Below are 19,458 nucleotides of genomic sequence, written 5' to 3'. Positions count from 1 at the left end.
GTCAGCTCTGCTGACATCTTCTTATCAAAATCACTGCGCATCCTCGCGGAGCGTATAACTCAGAAGGGGATTGTCTCCCCTCCTGAGAAAGTTTGTGATACCCCCACCTATAGAGGAGGGGGACATCCACTCTGAGTTATAAATTCCGATCAACTCGGCACATGATTTTAATCATTAATCCGCTCTGCTGACATCTTCTCAGCTTCTCATCTGACTCCCTGCACGCCTTATGCCTTCTTATAATCCTTGATCGCACCCTTTGTGCTGTGCTTCACCTCATACATCGCACTGTCGGAATAGATTCTCAGCTGTTCATACTCAGTGCTGTCCTTCGGATACCATGCCACACCGCCAGAGAGTCGCAGTGACAGTTTCCTTCCATCCGGAAGATCCAGAGACGCCTCTCGAATCTTCTCCTTGAGGATCTCAATCTTCTCCCGAACCTCTTCCTCCGTCTCATATCCATAAAGGAAGATCTGGAACTCATCACCAGACTGTCGCGATACCACACTCTCCTCCGGCACTGAACTTTGAAAACAATGTGCCGCCGTCTTTAAGTACCGATCTCCAAACTCGTGACCATAGGTATCGTTGACAAACTTAAGCTCATCCATATCGATCATCAGAAGAGCTGCCGTTTTCAGAACAGGTTCTCCCTGATCAAAGAGCTGTTGCATCTTTCTCAAGAAGGCTCGACGGTTCAAAATACCGGTCAGCAAGTCATGATCTCGCTCAAATTCAATGCTCTTTCGCTCAAGCGTCGTGTCCGTAACATCTTCCACAAGTCCAATGCATCGGTTTCCATCATCGCTGAGCGTCATCCGAATATAGCGCACAGATACCGGAGATACCGAATTCTCTTTCTGTTCTCCCTTCACGCTGCTTTTCTCCGTCGATTTTTCCGTACCTGTCTCTGCCTTTGATTCCCCGTCTTTCTCTGATTCCTCCCTTTGCAGAACCGGAATCTTGTAAATGCGCTCCTGACGCTTTTTCTCATCGATATATTGTCTGGAATTTCTTCTATATGGTTCAAGGTCTTTTATGATTTTTTCAAACTCTTGAATCGTCAGATCCTCGCTGATCTCCCTGTCCATCTCAAACATTTCAAAGAACTTGTCCGTGAGAAAGACACTGTTCTCCTCACGGTTCGTCTCAAACAGGGCAATCGGAACGCTCGTCATATTGATGATATGAGCGATTCTCTCTGCCTCATAGAACATTTCCTGGTTCAAATCTTCCAGTCTCTCTGCGAGAAGATCAATCTCACGGATTCCTGTCCGGTCAAACTGAATTCCAACCGACGGGCGCGCCCTCTGCACATTTCTTGTCAGATGAGCAATCGGGTGTGAGATCATCGAACTGATCAAGGTTCCTCCGGCAATTCCGACGCCCATCATCAGAAGAAGTGCTCGAATCAGAACCTGAATCACGCGATCAGAAAAGATGAAGAGATCTTTTGTCTCTGCTGCCCCGATCAGCGCCCACCGCTGATTGCTGAATGGTGTATTGCTGTTATAGAGATTGAGATACTCGACATCGCAGTAGATCTTCTTTCCCTGTCCATTCTCAATCAGCGCATCATCGCCATCCCAGTCAATCGTCCAGCTGTCATTTTCCTTCAAAACCTGATTGTACAGAGGACCATTTACCATTGCACGATAAAATACACCGTCGTCCTCATTTTCTGCGCCAAGCAGATACGACCCCGCATTTCCATTCAAAAGCTCTCTCGACGGAATCAAAGTCTTGAGATAATCGATCGTGAGATCCACTCCGAGAACTCCATACACCCTGCCCGTCGGAAGAACCAACGGCACAGAATAGGAAATCACATCCTTGTCCTCTCTGTCGAGTCTGTGTGACAGACTCCAGTATCCGAGGTCAGAAACTGCCATTTTCTGAGGATTTTGCATCTCAAAAGCCGTCTGATACGGCTCATAGAAATAGTCATCGTATTCCCTTTTTTCTCTGAATGAAAACTGTGGTTCCCAGAGTCGTCCAAGGGAAATATTCAGAGTTTTTACGATCTCAGCCGGTGCATATTTCAAAATCAGATCCTCATTTCGATCAGAGGGATGAGCATCCGGATCATAATCGCGGATATAGATTCCCGGCTTATCATTATAAATCCCCTGATTTTCAGACTCCCGAAGATCATCGGTGTTTAAAATCAAAAACGCACCTGTCACCTCATTGTTTCGCATCAGGTCAATCAGAAGTGGCGCCGACCGACGCAGAAGTGGGAGTGCCTCTGCGGAACCGTCATCCAGCGTATTCAATGAAATTTTTCCTATATGAAGCAGATCCGAGGTGATCCCATTGATTGACGAGACGGTATCTGACACATCCGACCAGCGCAAAATCATCTTTCTTTCCAGATAACTCTTTCGATTGATGACACGCTCTTTCAGAATCGTCTTCTCATTTTGCTCCATGTAGGAGATCAGATCTCCGCCAAAAATCATTCCCGCAAAGATCGCCACTTCCGCTGAGACAAGCAGAATCATCGGAAGCAAAAGTTTCAAAAGAACCGGAATGTTCTTCGGGGCATTCGGATTTTTTGTCTCCCTCGTCCTTTCCGTATCTCCTTTTTTCTTTTTGGCAAACTTTCTTAAAATCCTTTGCGCCACACTCGCCGTTTTTTCTGTATTTTCATCTGTCTTTTCATCTGTGCTTCTGTTTTCGTCTTCACTCATTTTATCAGATTCTCCAGCTGTGTTTTTACAGATTGATACCAGTTTTCAAACCAGTCATCACTCACAAAACTCTCCGTTGCTTCCTCTAAGCTCATTCCATTTCGCATGCGCTCCAAAACAACCTGACGATCCGCTGTTGCCCGGTCTGACATCGAATACTGCAAGACATTTCTCGCATCCGTTCCATTTTCAAATGCCGGCATCGTATAATGCTGATTGTGGTTGATCGTATTTACCGCCGCACGAAGAACAGGAAGATTCGTGGACTCCTCTCCCATCTCCGAACAAATCCGATCGACGTTGTTTGCCTCTTTTGTGACCGGGAGATAGCCGGAAGCCACTGCAAACTGAATGTTTCGATCATCCTGGGTAAACCATTTTAAAAACTCAATCGAGGCGTAGATTGATTTCTCATCCGTCTTCGTGACAACCATTCCCGCGCCCTGCTGAACAGCAAAGTTCTCTGAATTCTCAAATCGTGGACATTCCAATGCCTCCAACTCAATCGGATATCTCTCATTGTCGCTTAAAATCACCTCTTCCGGGAAGAAACTGCTTCCCGAGGAAGAACCGACAAAGGCAATCAGATTTCCCGTACTGATGTCGTCACTCCGAAATCTTCCGGACGCCCCGAAATATCCCTTCACAAACGGAATATAAAAATTGTCCCAGATCTTACGCATCACATCATGATCAAAATTCAGGGTAACCTTTCCATCTTTCATCGAAAAGATCTCCACACCGAGCTGGCGCGCACCGGTCAAAATATAATTTGCCATCGCATCTCTTCCGAAAAATGCCTTTCCATCATTCGGTTCCGGTGTGAGGCTGTCCGTCCACTCATAATACTCCTGCGCGACTTGTGTGATTCCCTCAATCGTCTTTAAATCATCCAGGCTTGCGCCCGTGCTCTGTGCAAAACGATCCCAGTCGGTCTTATTCAGCATAAACACCTCTGTGGACTTCGCAATCGGAAAAATCTTCAGGCTTCCATCATTCGAGAAAGCACCCTCCTCCAGATAACTCTCCACAAAACGGCTCTGCTCTTTCTCAGACAGATACGGGCGAATGTCGACGACATAACCAAGCTGATCAACCGTATAAGCCGTATCGGCATAGGCCGCAAAAATATTTGGCAGTTCACTTGCGCCGACCTTGCGTTTCACTGCATCGAGTACATTGTTCTCCAGCTCATTGACATTTCCCATGCTGTGAGCATCCACATAGATTCCCTTTTTCTCGCCCTCTGTCTCATTAAACTCTTCGACCAGAGTCTCAAACGCCTGCATCTGAGCGCCATTGTAGTAATTCCACACGGTAATCGTCACCGGATGTTTGGGATCTAGTTTCTCAACCTTTTTTCCCGCTCCAATCTGTTCCATACTGCAACCGGTCAAAAACAGTCCGGTCGCGAACAAAATTCCATATGCCCACCTTTTGCAAATTCTTCTCATATTCTCCCACCGCCTTTTGACGCCTTCTAAATATCCTCTACGATTCTATCTTTGAATATGCAAAATGGGATCGGATTCTCTTCCAAAAGCCGATCCCATCTTCGCGGTCTATTCCCACAATGCTTCTATGTCTTAAATTATCAGAATATATCTGCTCTGTCAAGAAAATCTCCCTATTTTCCCTCTCATTTCGCATATATATTTGTTACCATTTATACATCGCACAGGCGGTAACAGATTTTACGGATGTTTTGCCTTTCCCCGCTTTTAAATAAAATATAAAGAAAAACTTATAATTTTTATTTTACAAAATCCTCTCTCATCGGATTAAAGATGTCGAGGAGGATTCCTGCTTTTCTGCAGACACATCCATGTACCACATCATTCATCTTCAGCATCGTATCTCCCGCTTTCACGATGTGCTTCTCCCCATCAATATCAAACTCAAATTCTCCGCTGACCACATAAGTAATCTGAGTGTGCGGATGATGATGAAGTGCTCCGACAGCTCCCTCCTGAAAGGTGTTCTCCACGCACATCAAATCCTTGCTGTAAGCCAGTACCCGGCGCGTCACTCCCTCGCCCGCTTTCTCCGGCTTTACATCCTGATGAAATACCCATCTCTGATCTAACATTTCTTTCCCTCCATACGCTTAAATTTACAGGCTTATTTGAAAAATTCTTCAGTTTCTTTCCCGTTTTCTATTTTATCACGCATAGTTCTTGTTTTCTATGTCCATTTTAGGACTTTTCCAAAAAACTTGTGCATCTTTTTTTATTTTCTCCGTTTAGTTTTTGACAATTAGTGCATTTTTCCTATTTTCATGTTATACTCTTCTTACACTTGTTATTGAGAAACAATACAGAAAATTTTTCAAAAAATACGGATTTTTTTATTTTAGAATCTTTATTAGAATCTAATTAAGAATCTTCAATTGAAAATCTTCAAACAAGTATCTTTCAAACGGAAATCTTTAATGTGGTAATTCATCATATAGAAACAGGAGAACATCATATGAGCCGATTAGAATTATTTACCCCCGGTAAAGACCAGCTGATGATCGAAAGTCTTTACAAAAATCTGGAACAGCGTATTGTTGCCAGCCCGCCAGGTCTCTGTCCCGTCGATATGACGCGAGCATTTATCGAGATGTGTCACGCACAGACCTGCGGAAAATGTACCCCCTGCCGTGTTGGACTTCTCCAGCTCAAGCACATGCTGACCGACGTTCTCAACGGCGAAGCCGATTACGATACGCTCGACCTCATCGAGGAGACTGCTGCTTCGATCATGCAGACTGCCGACTGTGCGATCGGTTATGAGGCGGCGCGCATGGTATGGCGAGTTTCCCATACCTGCCGAGATGATTTTGAGGGACATATCCGCAACAAGCGCTGTACCTGCATGACCTCTCAGCCGGTTCCGTGTGTTGCACTCTGCCCAGCTCATGTCGATATTCCGGGTTATATCGCCCTCGTTCACGCCGGACGATATGCTGACGCAATTCAGCTGATCCGCAAGGACAATCCGTTCCCATCCACCTGTGGCTTTATCTGTGAGCATCCGTGTGAAGCTCGCTGTCGTCGAAACATGGTTGACACCTCCGTCAATATCCGCGGTTTAAAGCGCGTTGCCTCCGACCTTGCAGGCACTGTTCCACCGCCACCATGCGCTCCGTCGACCGGAAAGAAAGTTGCAATCGTCGGTGGTGGTCCATCCGGACTTGCTTCCGCTTATTATCTTCAGCTGATGGGACATCAGGTCACCGTTCTTGAGATGCTTCCAAAGCTCGGCGGTATGCTCCGCTACGGCATCCCGAACTATCGTCTGCCGAAGGATCAGCTTGAAAAAGACACGGACGCAATCCTTGCAACCGGTGTCAAGGTTATTCACAATGTAAAGATCGGTGTGGATGTCAAACTCGATGACCTTCGAAGAGACTACGATGCCGTTCTGATCACCATCGGTGCTTCCACCGACAAGAAACTCGGTCTGCCAAACGAGGATGCACCGGGCATCATGTCTGCGGTCGGCTTTCTCAGAAATGTGAGCCTCGGAAATAATATCGACCTGACCGGTCAGGACGTTGCCGTTGTCGGCGGTGGAAACGTTTCGATGGACGCTGTCCGCACCGCAGTCCGTCTCGGCGCAAAGAAGGTCAGCATCGTCTACCGTCGCCGTGTCGCAGATATGACGGCTCTGCCGGCTGAGATCGAGGCCGCGATCGCCGAGGGTGTAGAACTTCAGACCCTCGTTGCACCTGCCGGAATCGAGCTCGATGAGAGTGGTCATGTGAGCGGTCTTCGCGTTACCCCGCAGATGATCAGCAAGATCAAGGACGGACGTGCTTCCGTGACTGCAAGCGGTGCAGAGGAATACGTGATCCCGTGCCAGACTCTGATCGTCGCAATCGGTCAGAACATCGAGACCAGCCACTATCAGGAATCCGGAATTCCGGTTGAACGCGGAAAGATCATCACCCTCCCGAACGGCGGATTCAACGGAATCCCCGACGTATTCGCAGGCGGTGACTGCGCATCCGGTCCGGCGACGGTTATCAAGGCAATCGCCGCCGCAAAGGTAACTGCCGCAAACATCGACGAATACCTCGGCTACCACCACGACATCACCTGCGATGTCGAGATCCCGGAACCGGAAATCAGTGATCCGACTCCATGCGGACGCGTGGAACTGACTGAGCGGGAAGCATGTGAGCGAAAGAACGATTTTGATGCAGTCGAGAACTGCATGAGCGAAAAAGAAATTGCACAGGAATCCGGACGTTGCCTCCGCTGTGACCATTTCGGCTTCGGAATCTTTAAAGGAGGACGTGAGAGATTATGGTAAACTTAACGATTGACAAACATCCGATTTCTGTGCAGGAAGGCACAACCCTGATGGAGGCAGCCGCAACACTCGGCATTAACATCCCACATCTGTGTTACTGGAAAGACTTAAACGACATCGGCGCCTGCCGTGTCTGCGTGGTGGAAGTCGAGGGAAAAGAACGCCTGCTGACTGCGTGTAACACCAAGGTTGCGGAGGGCATGGTCGTCTACACCAACAGCCCGAAAGTACGGCTTGACCGCCGTCTGACGGTTCAGATGATCCTCTCCCAGCACGACTGCAAGTGTGCAACCTGCGTGCGAAGTGGAAACTGCCCGCTCCAGAAGATTGCAAATGATCTGAACATTCAGGAATGCTGTTTTGGAGAGCGTCTTGAGAAACAGCCATGGGATAAGACATTCCCGCTGATCCGCGATTCTGAAAAGTGCATCAAGTGCATGCGCTGTATCCAGGTCTGCGACAAGATTCAGAGCCTCGACATCTGGGATCTCGAGGGAACCGGTGCCCGCTCCACAATCAATGTCACCTGCAACCGCACGATCCGCGAGGCAGACTGTGCACTCTGCGGTCAGTGTATCACGCACTGCCCGACCGGCGCACTCAGAGAGCGCGATGACACCGAGAAACTCTGGCGCGCCCTTGCCGACCCGAACCGTGTTGTCGTCGTTCAGGTTGCTCCGGCTGTCCGCGCTGCATGGGGCGAGGGACTTGGTCTCTCCCGTCAGGAAGCCACGATCGGAAAGATTTTCGATGCCCTGAGAAAAATGGGCGCCGACTATGTATTTGATACCACCTTCTCCGCTGACTTAACAATCATGGAGGAGGCAAACGAACTGCTTGAGCGCATGCAGAAAGGCGAACTTGGCGGTCGCCCGATGTTCACCTCCTGCTGTCCGGGATGGATTCGCTTTGTGAAGAGTGAGTTCCCGCAGTTTGTTCCTCAGCTCTCAACTGCAAAATCTCCGATGCAGATGTTCGGCGCTGTGATGAAATCTTACTTTGCCGACCAGCTCGGAAAGAAGCCGGAGGACATCTTCTCCGTCGCTGTGATGCCGTGTCTTGCAAAGAAGGGCGAGGCCGAGATGGAACTCTACTATGAGGAGTATGCCGGTCACGACACCGACTGTGTCATCACGACAAGAGAGCTTGTCCGCATGATCCGCGGTGCAAACATTCTGCCGGCACTGCTCAAGGATGTCGAGCCTGACCGCCTCTTCCACGATGGTTCCGGCGCCGGTGTGATCTTCGGTGCAACCGGTGGCGTTATGGAGGCAGCTCTGCGCACCGCTTACTTCTCGATCATGGGAAAGAACTGTGAGCCGGATGCGTTTGAGAATGTCCGCGCTTCTTCTGAGAGCACGGGGCTGACTGAGGCAGAATTCAACTTAAACGGTCGCCAGCTGAGAATTGCGGCAGTCAGCGGACTTGCAAATACCCGCGCGCTTCTGACCGCAATTGAGCGCGGAGAAAAGCACTATGACTTTGTCGAAGTCATGGCGTGCCCGGGCGGTTGCGTCGGCGGTGGCGGACAGCCTCAGCACGACGGATATGAGATGGCATATGAACGTGGTCAGAACCTGTACTTCTTAGACCGAAATGCCAGCATCCGCTACTCCCACATGAATCCAGATGTCTGGGATCTGTACAACAACTTCTTCGAGAAGCCGTTAAGCCACAAGGCACACATGCTTCTCCACACCGATCACTATCGCTGGCAGATGCCTTTAAGCCCGCGCCGTGACCGAAATGGTCATGTGATCAACCCGAACATCCGACTTCAGGGATAATCTTTCCGTAATAAATAAGAATGTGCCTTGGCACACAAAAAGAACCGGTTCTTTTGCTCTACTGGCAGAAGACCGGTTCTTCTTCGTTTTATTTTTGTATTCGTTGTTTTATTTGTTTTTTTGATTTCTTTGATTTCTGTGTTTTCTTTGATTTCTGTGTTTTTCTAATTTTGTTTTTGTATTTTTGTACTTTATTTGTGTCTTGTTTGTATTTTATTTTATTTTTTACTTTGGAGTCCTTTTGATGTGAATCTCCGGAATCGCCACGTCGTCGTAGCTGATGGGTTCATCTTTGTGTTCTACTTCTTCCGGATGCCTTCCTGCCACCGTATGAATCTCCGGAACAGCAAGATTCTCACTCTCCACCTGATAGGAATCCTTTTTTTGTTCTGTCTCCTGTGCTTTCTTCTTTTTCCAGAACAACATTCCTGCGCTCCCCCTTCTTCCCCTTTTTCCTGTTTGTCTTGCTTTCTTATTTTTGTTTTATCTTTTGTTTATTCGTAACGGTTCAGTGGTTCAGTATCTTCACAGTCGCGTTTGTTCTTTATTTCTCCTTGATTTCTCCTTAGTTTATCCTTGTTTTGTCCCTTGTTCATCGTTACGGGACATTTACAGGATATTGATAAACAATGTAATCACAAGACTGTTTAAAAAGTCTGCAAACAGACTGCCGACAAGCGGAATCAGGAGATACGCCTTGACTGACGGCAGATATTTCTCACAGACCACCTGCATATTTGCCATCGCATTCGGCGTTGCTCCCATTCCAAATCCACAGACACCGGATGCCATAACCGCTGCATCGTAGTCTCTGCCCATCACGAAAAATACCACAAAATAGGTATATACAAACATTAGAATAACCTGTCCCGTCAACAAAATCAAGAGCGGAAGCGCAAGATCCGCAAGTTGCCAGAGTTTCAGCGTAATCATCGCAATTCCGAGGAAGAGCGAAAGGCTGATTCCGCCGATGTCATTGATCTCGCCCATGTAAGTCGTGTACTTTCCGCTGTACTCTCCGATGTTTCGCATCACGGCCGCTGCAATCATCGCTCCGATATAAATCGGGAACGTCAGCCCTGTCAGCGAGAGCAGATGAGACAAAATCGTTCCGATTCCCATCGCAATGATCAGCTGGTACACTGCCATCGGATACATGCTCACATGGCGCTCGTGCTTGATCTCATCCTCGATCAGCAGACTGTCATCCTCCAACACAGCCGTCTTTAAGAGATCCTTCGTCTCAATCAAACGTCTTCCGATCGGTCCGCCCATCACACTTCCGGCAATCAGACCGAAGGTTGCCGCTGCGGTGCAGAGTGTGCTCGCTCCCTCAACTCCAAATCCTTCGAGAATCGGTCCAAATGCGCCCGCCGTTCCATGTCCTCCGACCATCGGGATCGATCCGGTACAGAGTCCGGTCAGTACACTGATGTTAAGAACTTTCGCAAGTCCGACTGCAAGCAGGTTCTGGCAGAAAATCAGGACCACAATCAGTCCCAGAAATACAATCAATACCTTTCCGCCACTCTTTAACACCTTCAAGTTCGCCTGAAATCCCACTGATGTGAAGAAAAATACCATGCAGACTTCTTTGAGCGTATCGTCAAACGAAAACTCCGCGATTCCCGTCGCATAACAGATACAGGTGAACACGGCAAACACAACTCCACCAATTACCGGAGCCGGGATACAGAATTTATCGAGAAATCTGCATCTTCGCCGTAAAAATCGCCCCACCATCAGTGCGACAACTGCAAGCGCAATCGTCTGATACATATCCAGTCTTATTTCCATCTGTCTCTCACAGACCTCCTTATCCCAAGGCTATTTTCCCCTGCGCCGAGTGCACTTCTTCGTTCCACTTCGGTCGGTGCATAACAAGCGCCACTGGCGCTTTGTACCCTCGCGGAGCATTTTTTGTATGATAGGACGCAATTTCCTGTCATACAAAAAACAGGAAGTGCATGTCACACTTCCCGTCTTGTTTCCTGCCTTTTCGGTCTTTATCTTATCACAAATATTCACTTGTTTCAAGCACAATGTAAATGTTGTAGTACATTTTCTCTTATTTTAACTTGCTGTACTCCTCATCGGTTACCGGCTCGCACCACTCGTTCGAGGTCTCCTCGCCCGGTACCTCAACAGCAAGATGACTGAACCAGCTGTCCGGAGCTGCTCCGTGCCAGTGCTTTACCTCTGCCGGAATGTTGATGCAGTCGCCCGGCTTCATCTCAACGGCTTCCTTGCCCTCTTCCTGATAATATCCGCGTCCGGCTACGCAGACAAGGATCTGTCCGCCACCGCTCTTTGCGTGATGGATATGCCAGTTGTTTCGGCATCCCGGCTCAAATGTCACATTGTGGATTCCAACCTGGCTTGTCGATACCGGAGCAAGATAGCTCTGTCCGATAAAGTACTTTGCGTATGCCACGTTCGGCTCTCCGATCGGGAATACCATTGATTTTGCATGAGCTCTCATCGCCTCATCTTCATACGGCAGATCGCCCTCATTGACATCCCAAACCTCTTTTGCAAGGTTGAAAACAGCCCAGCCCTTCGGCCATCCTGCATAAAACGCAACATGGGTGATGATGCTTGCAATCTCCTTCTGAGTCACACCATGTGCCTTTGCATTCTGGAGATGGAATTTCAGAGAAGAATCCGTGATTCCGGAAGCCATCAGTGCAACCACGGTGATAATGCTTCTGGTCTTCACATCGATATCCTGATTGTTCCAGTTCTCTCCAAAGAGAACGTCATCGTTATAATGGGCAAACTCCGGAGCAAACTCTCCGAGTGCATTTCTTCCTGCTGTCTGTACAATCTTTGCCATTGTTCCATTCCTTCCCTTCTGTGAATTTTTAATCTATCTGTGAACTTCTAATTCACATCTATCAGTCCACGGACTGCAACCATTTCTCAACTTCCTGCTTGTTGGCTCTGTTCAAAAGTCCACCTTCAACAAACTCTGCCTTCGGTGCAGACGGCTGAAGCTCTCTGACGGTATTGCCGAATCCGCTTCCACCGGAAGTTGCAAACAGAACAATCTTCTTTCCGGAGAAATCATACTTTTCCAGAAATGTATTGATGATCGTCGGTGCAACATACCACCAAATCGGGAATCCCAGAATGATCTCGTCATAATTCTCGACAGCGAACTCCTCGCCCGCAATCTCCGGTCTGATCTTCTTGTCACTCATCTCAACACTGCTTCTGGATTTCTTGTTCATCCAATCCAGATCTGCTCTCGTGTACGGTACTTTCGGTGTGATCTCATACAGATCACAGTTCCCTGCCTCTGCAATCATCTGAGCTACTTTCTTTGTCACTCCACTTGCACTGAAAAATGCTACAACTCTCTTCTTCATTGCTGATACCTCCTACTTTATGAATCAATCACATTCTGCTCACAGATCTTTTTTGTCTGCACGCAATGAAACTAAGTTTTTTCCTGCGCACAAGTTTGCTTGCCTATCATTTCTGTCTACCTATTCTGTCCCCTGCACAGCACCGTATCATTACGCGCATATTTATTATATAATCTTCGGTCTCATTATGTCTAATACCTATTTTACATGAGAGTTTATGCCTCATAAGCATTGTTATGTTTTCTTTTATAATTCAAAAAGTTTCTACCCGTGTACGGGGACTAAGTATTTTCGTTTTCATGTTTTTGATAGGTGGTGATCTCCTCGATAAAACGGCTCACCGCAGGAGAATACGGGATATTTCTCCTCCATGCAATCACGGTGCTTGTTCTCGTTTCCGGATAAAGTCTGCGCTGAACAATCAAATTTTTATCCCAATACCGGGTTGCCCCCTCAATCGAGACCGGATAACCAAGACCATGTATCGCCATCACCCCCGCATTTGTGCCGAGGTTGCTCGTAAATACGATATTAATCTTACTAAAGTCTGATCCAAACCAGTTTGCAAGCTCACTCTGGACATTCGTGCGCTCCGGTACAATCAATGGAAGGTTGATCAGATCTTCTTTCGTGATAAATTCTTTTTTCGCAAGCGGATCATCCGCGCGCAACGTCACAACCCAGTGATCACTCCCATGAATCCGAATGTAATCCAGACCCTCGGTGCTGACCGGCTCAAAAAAGAGCCCAATATCCACAAGTCCTCGTCCCATCATCTCCGAGATCGTGTCCGCAGTTCCCGTGTGGATTGCAAACTGGACAAGGGGATATTTCTGCCGGTATTGCTTGCAGATTTCCGCAAGCACTTCCACCGCCATAAATTCCCCGCATCCAATCGTGATTCTTCCCTCAATCGACTCATCGTCACTCTTAAACTCACTTCGGATTTTCTCCTCCAAATCCACCATCTCAAGCGCCCGCCGTTTCAGAAGCAGACCCTCATTTGTGAGCGTAATGCTGTGACCACCGCGGTCAAAAAGTTTCGCCCCAAGCTCATCCTCAAGCCCTGCAAGCTGTCTCGAAAGCGTCGGCTGTGTGATATTCAGCTGTTCTGCCGCCTTCGTAAAACTCTGTTCTCTTGCAACTGTCAAAAAATAGCGCAGTACTCTCAAATCCATGAATCATTCCCCTTATATTCGCTTTATATCACCTTATATTGCCTTACATTACCTTATATTGGCTCTGTGTTTTCTATGTTTACTCTGCATTTACTCTACTTATATCGCCTTTGTATCACCTTTATATCACTTTAGCACAATATCTGCCCTATGACATAACATCCATCCCGCTGATCTATCCTCTTTTGATTTCTCATCTCATCGTTATCTCGTTTTCTTCTCCACCAGATAAAACGTCACATTTGCCTCCGCATCCGACAGCGGAATATTGACTCGATTGGCATATGCCTCATTCTGATGCTGAATATAGTCGGTTGTAAAACACGGGAGCGAGGAGGCTTCCACAAGCTCATCAAAAACTTCTTCCTCTGTTTGAATCAGAAATTTGGAAGCCGGCATTTTCTCCCGGCACAGCGTATCCCAAAATCCAAGTTCTGTTTTCAAGAGAAAATTAAACCCATTGATCTGTGAAAATGTCAGCGTCTCATGACGCGCCAGCTCATGATCCACAGGCACACAGACAAACAGATGCTCCTCCATAAACGGGCAACCGTGCTCCACCGGAAACGGCAAGATTCCGATGTCACAGGAGCCATCTTCAAGCGCACTCAAAACCTCCTCGTTCTGGCAGATTACCGACGAGATCATCCGTCCCGGCTGTTTCATATTCAGCTTTTTTAAGAGTTCCCACATCGGCGCCGGCGCACACGATTTGACAAAAATGGTTTTCTGTTTCAAATCAAAATCCTGCACCTGCGTAATCGTCCGTTGCGCAGACTGCAAGAGACTTCGCGCATAGTTTACCGCCACTTTTCCGGTCTCATTCAGCTCGATCCGATTCTTTTCCCGCTCAAACAGTGTCACCCCAAAACTCTCCTCGAGATGTTGCATCGAGCGCGTGACCGATGGTGTGGAAATGTGAAATTGCTCCGCCACCTTCGACAGTGTTCCAAGCTCCGCAAATGCCACAAACTGAGCTAACTCGTTTAAGTCCAGCATTCTCTCACCCTCTATCATTTTCACGATCTTTTGATCTTTTTGATTTCTTCGTTTTTTATTTTTTTATTTTTCTCTAATCTCACTTAACTCATTTTTCCTTTGCTCTGCTCACTTTTCATTTTCTGCAAAGCAGGTTGCGATATCCATAGTGTACATTTTGGAAAAAGCGCTGTAAAGTAGGAATCAAGAAATTCATCAAATTTGTCATGAATGACACTCACTCTATCTTTGAAATCATTTTTAAATTTTTTAGAATTGGAGGTTTAAGATTATGGAATACGTTACATTGAACAATGGAATCAAGATGCCGAAACTCGGCTATGGCGTTTACCAGACTCCGCCGGAAGAGACAAAGCGCTGTGTTCTCGACGCAATCGAGATCGGCTACCGCAATATCGATACCGCTCAGGCTTATTACAATGAGGAGGGTGTCGGCGAGGCACTCAGCGAGTGTGGTCTTCCGCGTGAGGAATTTTTCTTGACCACAAAGGTATGGATCACCAACGCCGGTTATGAGAAGGCAAAGGCTTCGATTGAGGAATCCTTAAAGAAACTTCGCACCGACTATCTCGATCTTCTGCTGATCCATCAGCCGTTCGGTGACTACTACGGAACCTACCGCGCAATGGAGGAGCTGTACAAGGAAGGTAAGCTCCGCGCAATTGGTGTTTCCAACTTTGGTCCGGACCGCTATCTTGATATTCAGCATTTCGCAGAGATCAAGCCTGCTGTAAACCAGATTGAGACTCATGTCTTCCAGCAGCAGAAAGTCGCAAAAGAGTATCTTCAGAAGTACGGCTGTCAGATCGAGTCCTGGGGACCGTTCGCTGAGGGACGCAAGGACATGTTCACGAATCCTGTCCTGACTGAGATTGGCAAAAAGTACGGCAAGACTTCCGCTCAGGTTGCCCTGCGCTTCCTGATCCAGAGCGATGTCGTTGTCATCCCAAAGTCCGTTCACAAAGACAGAATGAAACAGAACTTCGACATCTTTGACTTTACTCTGAGTGCAGAGGATATGGGCGCAATCGAAGCCTTAGACGGCGGTGAGAGCCTCTTCTTCTCCCACTACGACCCGAAGACCGTAGAGTGGTTTATGTCGATTCTTTAATAAATACTGATAAAAGCCAGAGTGCATCAAAAAATCGCATTGATTTTTTGTATTTTTTAAGGAGTAAGAAAGGCGCTTGCACAAAGCAGGCGCCTTTTACATTCCTTATCCGATTCCATCAACTTCAATCAACACATGGCAACAAAACCGATCTCACCTTTATGCCACAAACGCATTTTCATTGATCTGGTCAATCACAGATCGAATTCCCATCCACACACTCAGATCGTCACTGAAAAGTTCTATGATGCTTCCCTGATCGGTAAACGGTGATTCCTGAAGAACAGATAAATCTTTCATCATTCCATTGCAGACAATGAATTCCACAATCTGATTCACAAAATAAATCTGTCGACTATCCAAATTTGTCTCATCCAGATACTGCGCGAATGCCTGCTTTGCTGCCATCATATCCAGACCCACAATCTCTCTGACAAATTCTCCAAGTGGCTTCTGTCCATACTCAGCTTCATAGTCCTCTCTCGTTCCGATTTCGCTCCACAAAATCTCTTCCAGCTCATCTATATCTGCCTTTGTGAGCGGAACATTTTCCTTTAACTTTTTGATTGCTTCCTGATCTAGATGATTGCGAACATAGTATTCTGCTTTCGCTTTATAATCCTTCAAATCATCATTTTCAAGTTCTGATTCTTTCCAATCGATCGAGAGAATTTCATCTGTAAAATTCGTCTCATAATGCATCTTCTCAGTCGGAATATATTTGATCAGATCTCGCAAACGCTTCCGAATTTCTTCCAGCTCCTCAACCGTCACACCGCTCAAATAGTCCGTATGAAGGATTTTTTCAATCCACTCCTTCTGCGCCGAGATCTCCGGAATATTTGCCACACTCGCAATTCCCGTCACTTTTTGAACCAAATCGTGACGCAATCTCCCCCAGGATTTTCCCGCAAGAACTGCCAGCTCCATCCCATATATCAGTGCATCAAATCGCAGTGCCTTTGCATCATCCTTTTCCGGTTCAATCAGAGGTGCCAGCTCTTCTCGCACTTCCAGAGTATTGGCGTATGTCAACGTTTGATAATTCTCCCGCAGTGAATAACGATCGACATATTTTAGATGCTGGCGAACCGCAAAGTTTTCCCGATTTAACTTTCGCACCTTTTCACTCATGGCTGTAACCAGTGCATCTCGATATGCGTTAAGACGTGCGGTCTGATGTTTTAATTCCTGAAGTTTAAATGCCATCTCAAATTGCAGATTAAAGATCGCACTCTGAACCGCAATCGTATTCGTCGCTGGCTTTCCTTTTCCATTCACCCGGAAAAAGTCAAAGTTATTGCAGAAATCAAAAATATAAAACTTCTCTTTATCCTTTCCATCTAGCACACCCGGGCAAAGTCTGGTTCCTCGACCAATCATCTGCCAGAATTTTGCTTTACTCATAACGCGTTTGAAAAAGACGAGATTCAAAACTTCCGGCACATCAATTCCGGTATCCAACATATCAACGGAAATCGCAATCTGAGGCATTTTTTTCGGATCAGAAAATTCATCAATCGCACTCTGTGCATACTTAATGTGATTGTCAATTACCTTTGCAAAATCACTTCCCAGATGCGGATATTCTTTTCCAAATACTTCCAAGATTTTCTCTGCATGGTCATGGTTTCTCGCAAAGATAATCGTCTTTCCGATTTTGTTTCCATAGTCCACGCGAAGACCATTTGTCATCAAAATATCCAATGCCTTCCGAATCGTATCCTCATTAAAAATCCAGTCGTTTAGAGCAGACGGCACAATTCGATCGGGAATCTTTTTCTCGCTGTTCTCAAATGTCGCTTCATAAATCGCTTTATCCTCATCGGAAAGTTTATCATAAGAGATTCCCTCTTTCATGAATTTCAATGTTGTCTCAACCGACATAAAATCCACCAGAAATCCATCTTTTACCGCCTGAGCCAACTCATATCCGTAGGTCGGAATTCCATTTTGCAATTCAAAAATCTCGTAGGTATTTTTATCAATCTCATCTTTCGGAGTCGCCGTCAGCCCGACAAGCGGAGCATCAAAATATTTGAAAATATCCCGATATTTATTATAGATCGAGCGATGCGCCTCATCACAGATCACAAGGTCAAAGTGCCCGCAGGTAAACAATTTTCCCTCTTTGTCGTGAACATCGTCAATACAGTTCATCATCGTCTGGTAGGTGGAAAAAACGCAATGCGCCTGATAGTTTTCTTTTTCCTCACACAGATTGGTGACAGAGAGATCCGGAAGCAAATTCACAAAGCTACGTTTTGCCTGAGTCACAAGGCTTGTCCGATCAGCAAGGAATAAAATATTTTTGATCCAGCCATGACGCAAAAGGACATCCACCAGCGCAATCACCGTTCGCGTTTTTCCTGATCCGGTTGCCATCACAAGAAGTGCCTTCCGGCGATTCTCTCTACCGAAGCGATCGCAAACTGCCTTGATTGCACCTTCCTGATAATAACGCCCTGCAATCTCTTTTTTGATCTGCACATTTGACAAATCTGTTCTCATCGCCTGAAGATTAAAGAATTTTTCCAGATCTCGTTTGGAATAAAATGCTGCGACTCGTCTCTCCGGATATTTTCCATCCAAAATTCGAGTCTCAAATCCATTCGTCAAAAAGATGACCGGGCGACGTCCCTGCTGTTTCTGAATCAGATCTGCATACAACATTGCCTGCTGGCGTCCCTTGCTCACATCCACACAAGTTTTCTTTGCCTCAATGACTGCCAGCACACGACCATCATCCCCATAAAGAACATAATCTGCATATCCCGTCTGACTTTTGTTCGGCATTCCAGAAATTCTGACCTCGTTCAGCCAGTTTTTTCCCTCAATCCAGCCGGCATCCTCCAGCATCGTATCGATGTAAATCTTTCGGGTCTTATACTCGGAAATATCCAACGGTTTCGGTACATAGGTCTGCTTCTGTTCTTCACGACGCGTAGTCAGCTCTGCTTTCAAGGCTGCATTTTCTTTAATCAGAGCTTCCAGATCAATCTCTTTGCCGTCAAAAGAGAATTTGGCAGTTTTTCCAGTCTCATCCGCCTGTTCAAGGGCTGATTCTGCCTTTATTTCTTTCTCTAACAGAGATGGATCAAATGTGCCTTCCTGATAATCATGACCATAACAATATGCCACAAAATCCATAAAGACAAAAAGATTTTCCAGACACACGATCGCCTGATCTTTCGTCACTTTCTTTCCGGCATGAGCCGTCAGATTTCCGATCTTTCGGATAAAGTCGAGGCGCTTCCAGAGATCCTCTCCAACAATATCGCGAAATTCCTCCGTGCTCAGCAAACTGACTAATTTATCATCCCACGGTTTTATAAGAGAACGATCCACGGAATACATCCATTTGACCGCAAATTCCATCGCACGACGGCAATTTATGATGGACGAAGACGCATCGATCATTAAAATTCGTTCCGCTGCAATCGCCACATCCGAAAAGCCGTCAAATTGGGATTCTTTCTTTAAAAAATCAAAATTCGTCATCCTTTGTACCTCCCATAAATTTATTTTGCCTGCTTAGCAGAAAGATTGCAAGAACTATTTTGGGATTTTTATATTGTTAATTCTCATATTTGTGAATCTGTCCACAATTTCCATGTATAATGCTTGTATTTAGGATGAGTAATTTGTTTTTTAGTGGCACACTACTATGTGTTCCTTGACACCCCCATCATATTTTTTTGATATTCCACTATGTTTTCTTTTGCGCTCCGTCAACTGAGTAAAATCCATGCGAACACGTTCGCACTCCGGGCTCAGCGCAACGGTGCATAAGACCGCAAAATACGCGGTCTAAACACCGGCGCTTCGCACGGGTTCGCATTGGATCTTCTCAGTCTCCGGAGCGCGCCCACAGACAACCTATCCCCACTTATTTCCAATTACACTTTTCTTATGATTTTCTCAAGAAAAGAAGTAATAAACCTACAAAAATGGATTTATACAGCTGAATTTAGCCGTTTTTTGCAGGATTTCGAGACATACAATTTTTGATTT

13 protein-coding genes are annotated in these 19,458 nt (G+C 46.5%); 3 read left to right on the top strand and 10 right to left on the bottom strand.

Annotated elements, in window-relative coordinates:
• Window positions 1-227 precede the first annotated feature (227 nt).
• The 3 genes from ACR0QT_RS13875 to ACR0QT_RS13865 form a co-directional block, all read right to left on the bottom strand.
• Window positions 228-2,696, bottom strand: coding sequence for a GGDEF domain-containing protein (locus ACR0QT_RS13875; protein WP_432631292.1), 2,469 nt, complete (start codon window positions 2,694-2,696; stop codon window positions 228-230).
• Window positions 2,693-4,150: an extracellular solute-binding protein gene (locus ACR0QT_RS13870; RefSeq protein WP_432631291.1), complete on the bottom strand. Its 1,458-nt coding sequence runs from the start codon at window positions 4,148-4,150 to the stop codon at window positions 2,693-2,695. Before ACR0QT_RS13870 ends, ACR0QT_RS13875 begins: the two co-directional genes overlap by 4 nt.
• 299 nt (window positions 4,151-4,449) lie before the next feature.
• Entirely contained in the window at window positions 4,450-4,785 is a 336-nt protein-coding gene (locus tag ACR0QT_RS13865) for a cupin domain-containing protein (RefSeq protein ID WP_432631290.1), read from the bottom strand.
• Window positions 4,786-5,165: 380 nt separating this feature from the next.
• Between ACR0QT_RS13865 and ACR0QT_RS13860 the strand changes: the two genes are divergently transcribed.
• Together ACR0QT_RS13860 and ACR0QT_RS13855 are read left to right on the top strand one after the other, a co-directional pair.
• The gene (locus ACR0QT_RS13860; protein WP_432631289.1) at window positions 5,166-6,998 is read left to right on the top strand and encodes an NAD(P)-binding protein; all 1,833 of its coding nucleotides are present in this window, start codon (window positions 5,166-5,168) and stop codon (window positions 6,996-6,998) included.
• Window positions 6,992-8,785, top strand: coding sequence for a [FeFe] hydrogenase, group A (locus ACR0QT_RS13855; RefSeq protein WP_432631288.1), 1,794 nt, complete (start codon window positions 6,992-6,994; stop codon window positions 8,783-8,785). The genes ACR0QT_RS13860 and ACR0QT_RS13855 overlap by 7 nt, the downstream gene beginning before the upstream one ends.
• A 225-nt stretch (window positions 8,786-9,010) precedes the next feature.
• On the opposite strand, the gene ACR0QT_RS13850 is transcribed toward ACR0QT_RS13855, so the two are convergent.
• The 6 genes from ACR0QT_RS13850 to ACR0QT_RS13825 form a co-directional block, all read right to left on the bottom strand.
• Entirely contained in the window at window positions 9,011-9,211 is a 201-nt protein-coding gene (locus tag ACR0QT_RS13850) for a hypothetical protein (RefSeq protein ID WP_432631287.1), read from the bottom strand.
• 183 nt (window positions 9,212-9,394) lie between these two features.
• A complete protein-coding gene (gene gltS, locus ACR0QT_RS13845; protein WP_432631286.1) occupies window positions 9,395-10,582 on the bottom strand; it encodes a sodium/glutamate symporter in 1,188 nt (395 codons plus the stop codon).
• Between the two features lie 271 nt (window positions 10,583-10,853).
• The gene (locus tag ACR0QT_RS13840; protein WP_432631285.1) at window positions 10,854-11,621 is read right to left on the bottom strand and encodes a carboxymuconolactone decarboxylase family protein; all 768 of its coding nucleotides are present in this window, start codon (window positions 11,619-11,621) and stop codon (window positions 10,854-10,856) included.
• A 61-nt stretch (window positions 11,622-11,682) separates the two neighbouring features.
• A complete protein-coding gene (locus ACR0QT_RS13835) occupies window positions 11,683-12,156 on the bottom strand; it encodes a flavodoxin (RefSeq protein ID WP_308450865.1) in 474 nt (157 codons plus the stop codon).
• Between the two features lie 281 nt (window positions 12,157-12,437).
• A complete protein-coding gene (locus ACR0QT_RS13830; RefSeq protein ID WP_432631284.1) occupies window positions 12,438-13,334 on the bottom strand; it encodes a LysR family transcriptional regulator in 897 nt (298 codons plus the stop codon).
• A gap of 204 nt (window positions 13,335-13,538) precedes the next feature.
• Window positions 13,539-14,333, bottom strand: coding sequence for a LysR family transcriptional regulator (locus ACR0QT_RS13825; protein ID WP_432631283.1), 795 nt, complete (start codon window positions 14,331-14,333; stop codon window positions 13,539-13,541).
• 271 nt (window positions 14,334-14,604) lie between these two features.
• On the opposite strand from ACR0QT_RS13825, the gene ACR0QT_RS13820 reads away from it, so the two are divergent.
• Window positions 14,605-15,444 carry an aldo/keto reductase gene (locus ACR0QT_RS13820; protein ID WP_432631282.1) on the top strand — a complete coding sequence of 280 codons (840 nt, stop codon included), beginning with the start codon at window positions 14,605-14,607 and terminating at the stop codon, window positions 15,442-15,444.
• 159 nt (window positions 15,445-15,603) lie between these two features.
• Here ACR0QT_RS13820 and ACR0QT_RS13815 read toward each other — a convergent pair whose 3' ends face one another.
• Window positions 15,604-18,945, bottom strand: coding sequence for a DEAD/DEAH box helicase family protein (locus tag ACR0QT_RS13815; protein ID WP_432631280.1), 3,342 nt, complete (start codon window positions 18,943-18,945; stop codon window positions 15,604-15,606).
• Window positions 18,946-19,458: the final 513 nt, after the last annotated feature.

Source organism: Brotaphodocola sp., from assembly GCF_050873365.1.
GTDB lineage: Bacteria > Bacillota > Clostridia > Lachnospirales > Lachnospiraceae > Brotaphodocola.
The sequence above is the reverse complement of the archived record's forward strand: the minus strand, read 5'-3'. Positions and strand labels throughout refer to the sequence as shown.

What these genes read in the sequence shown, in the direction of transcription:
- ACR0QT_RS13875 (WP_432631292.1), bottom strand. Translation starts at nt 2,696, where the DNA reads ATGAGTGAAGACGAAAACAGAAGCACAGATGAAAAGACAGATGAAAAT.
- ACR0QT_RS13870 (WP_432631291.1), bottom strand. Translation starts at nt 4,150, where the DNA reads ATGAGAAGAATTTGCAAAAGGTGGGCATATGGAATTTTGTTCGCGACC.
- ACR0QT_RS13865 (WP_432631290.1), bottom strand. Translation starts at nt 4,785, where the DNA reads ATGTTAGATCAGAGATGGGTATTTCATCAGGATGTAAAGCCGGAGAAA.
- ACR0QT_RS13860 (WP_432631289.1), top strand. Translation starts at nt 5,166, where the DNA reads ATGAGCCGATTAGAATTATTTACCCCCGGTAAAGACCAGCTGATGATC.
- ACR0QT_RS13855 (WP_432631288.1), top strand. Translation starts at nt 6,992, where the DNA reads ATGGTAAACTTAACGATTGACAAACATCCGATTTCTGTGCAGGAAGGC.
- ACR0QT_RS13850 (WP_432631287.1), bottom strand. Translation starts at nt 9,211, where the DNA reads ATGTTGTTCTGGAAAAAGAAGAAAGCACAGGAGACAGAACAAAAAAAG.
- gltS (WP_432631286.1), bottom strand. Translation starts at nt 10,582, where the DNA reads ATGGAAATAAGACTGGATATGTATCAGACGATTGCGCTTGCAGTTGTC.
- ACR0QT_RS13840 (WP_432631285.1), bottom strand. Translation starts at nt 11,621, where the DNA reads ATGGCAAAGATTGTACAGACAGCAGGAAGAAATGCACTCGGAGAGTTT.
- ACR0QT_RS13835 (WP_308450865.1), bottom strand. Translation starts at nt 12,156, where the DNA reads ATGAAGAAGAGAGTTGTAGCATTTTTCAGTGCAAGTGGAGTGACAAAG.
- ACR0QT_RS13830 (WP_432631284.1), bottom strand. Translation starts at nt 13,334, where the DNA reads ATGGATTTGAGAGTACTGCGCTATTTTTTGACAGTTGCAAGAGAACAG.
- ACR0QT_RS13825 (WP_432631283.1), bottom strand. Translation starts at nt 14,333, where the DNA reads ATGCTGGACTTAAACGAGTTAGCTCAGTTTGTGGCATTTGCGGAGCTT.
- ACR0QT_RS13820 (WP_432631282.1), top strand. Translation starts at nt 14,605, where the DNA reads ATGGAATACGTTACATTGAACAATGGAATCAAGATGCCGAAACTCGGC.
- ACR0QT_RS13815 (WP_432631280.1), bottom strand. Translation starts at nt 18,945, where the DNA reads ATGACGAATTTTGATTTTTTAAAGAAAGAATCCCAATTTGACGGCTTT.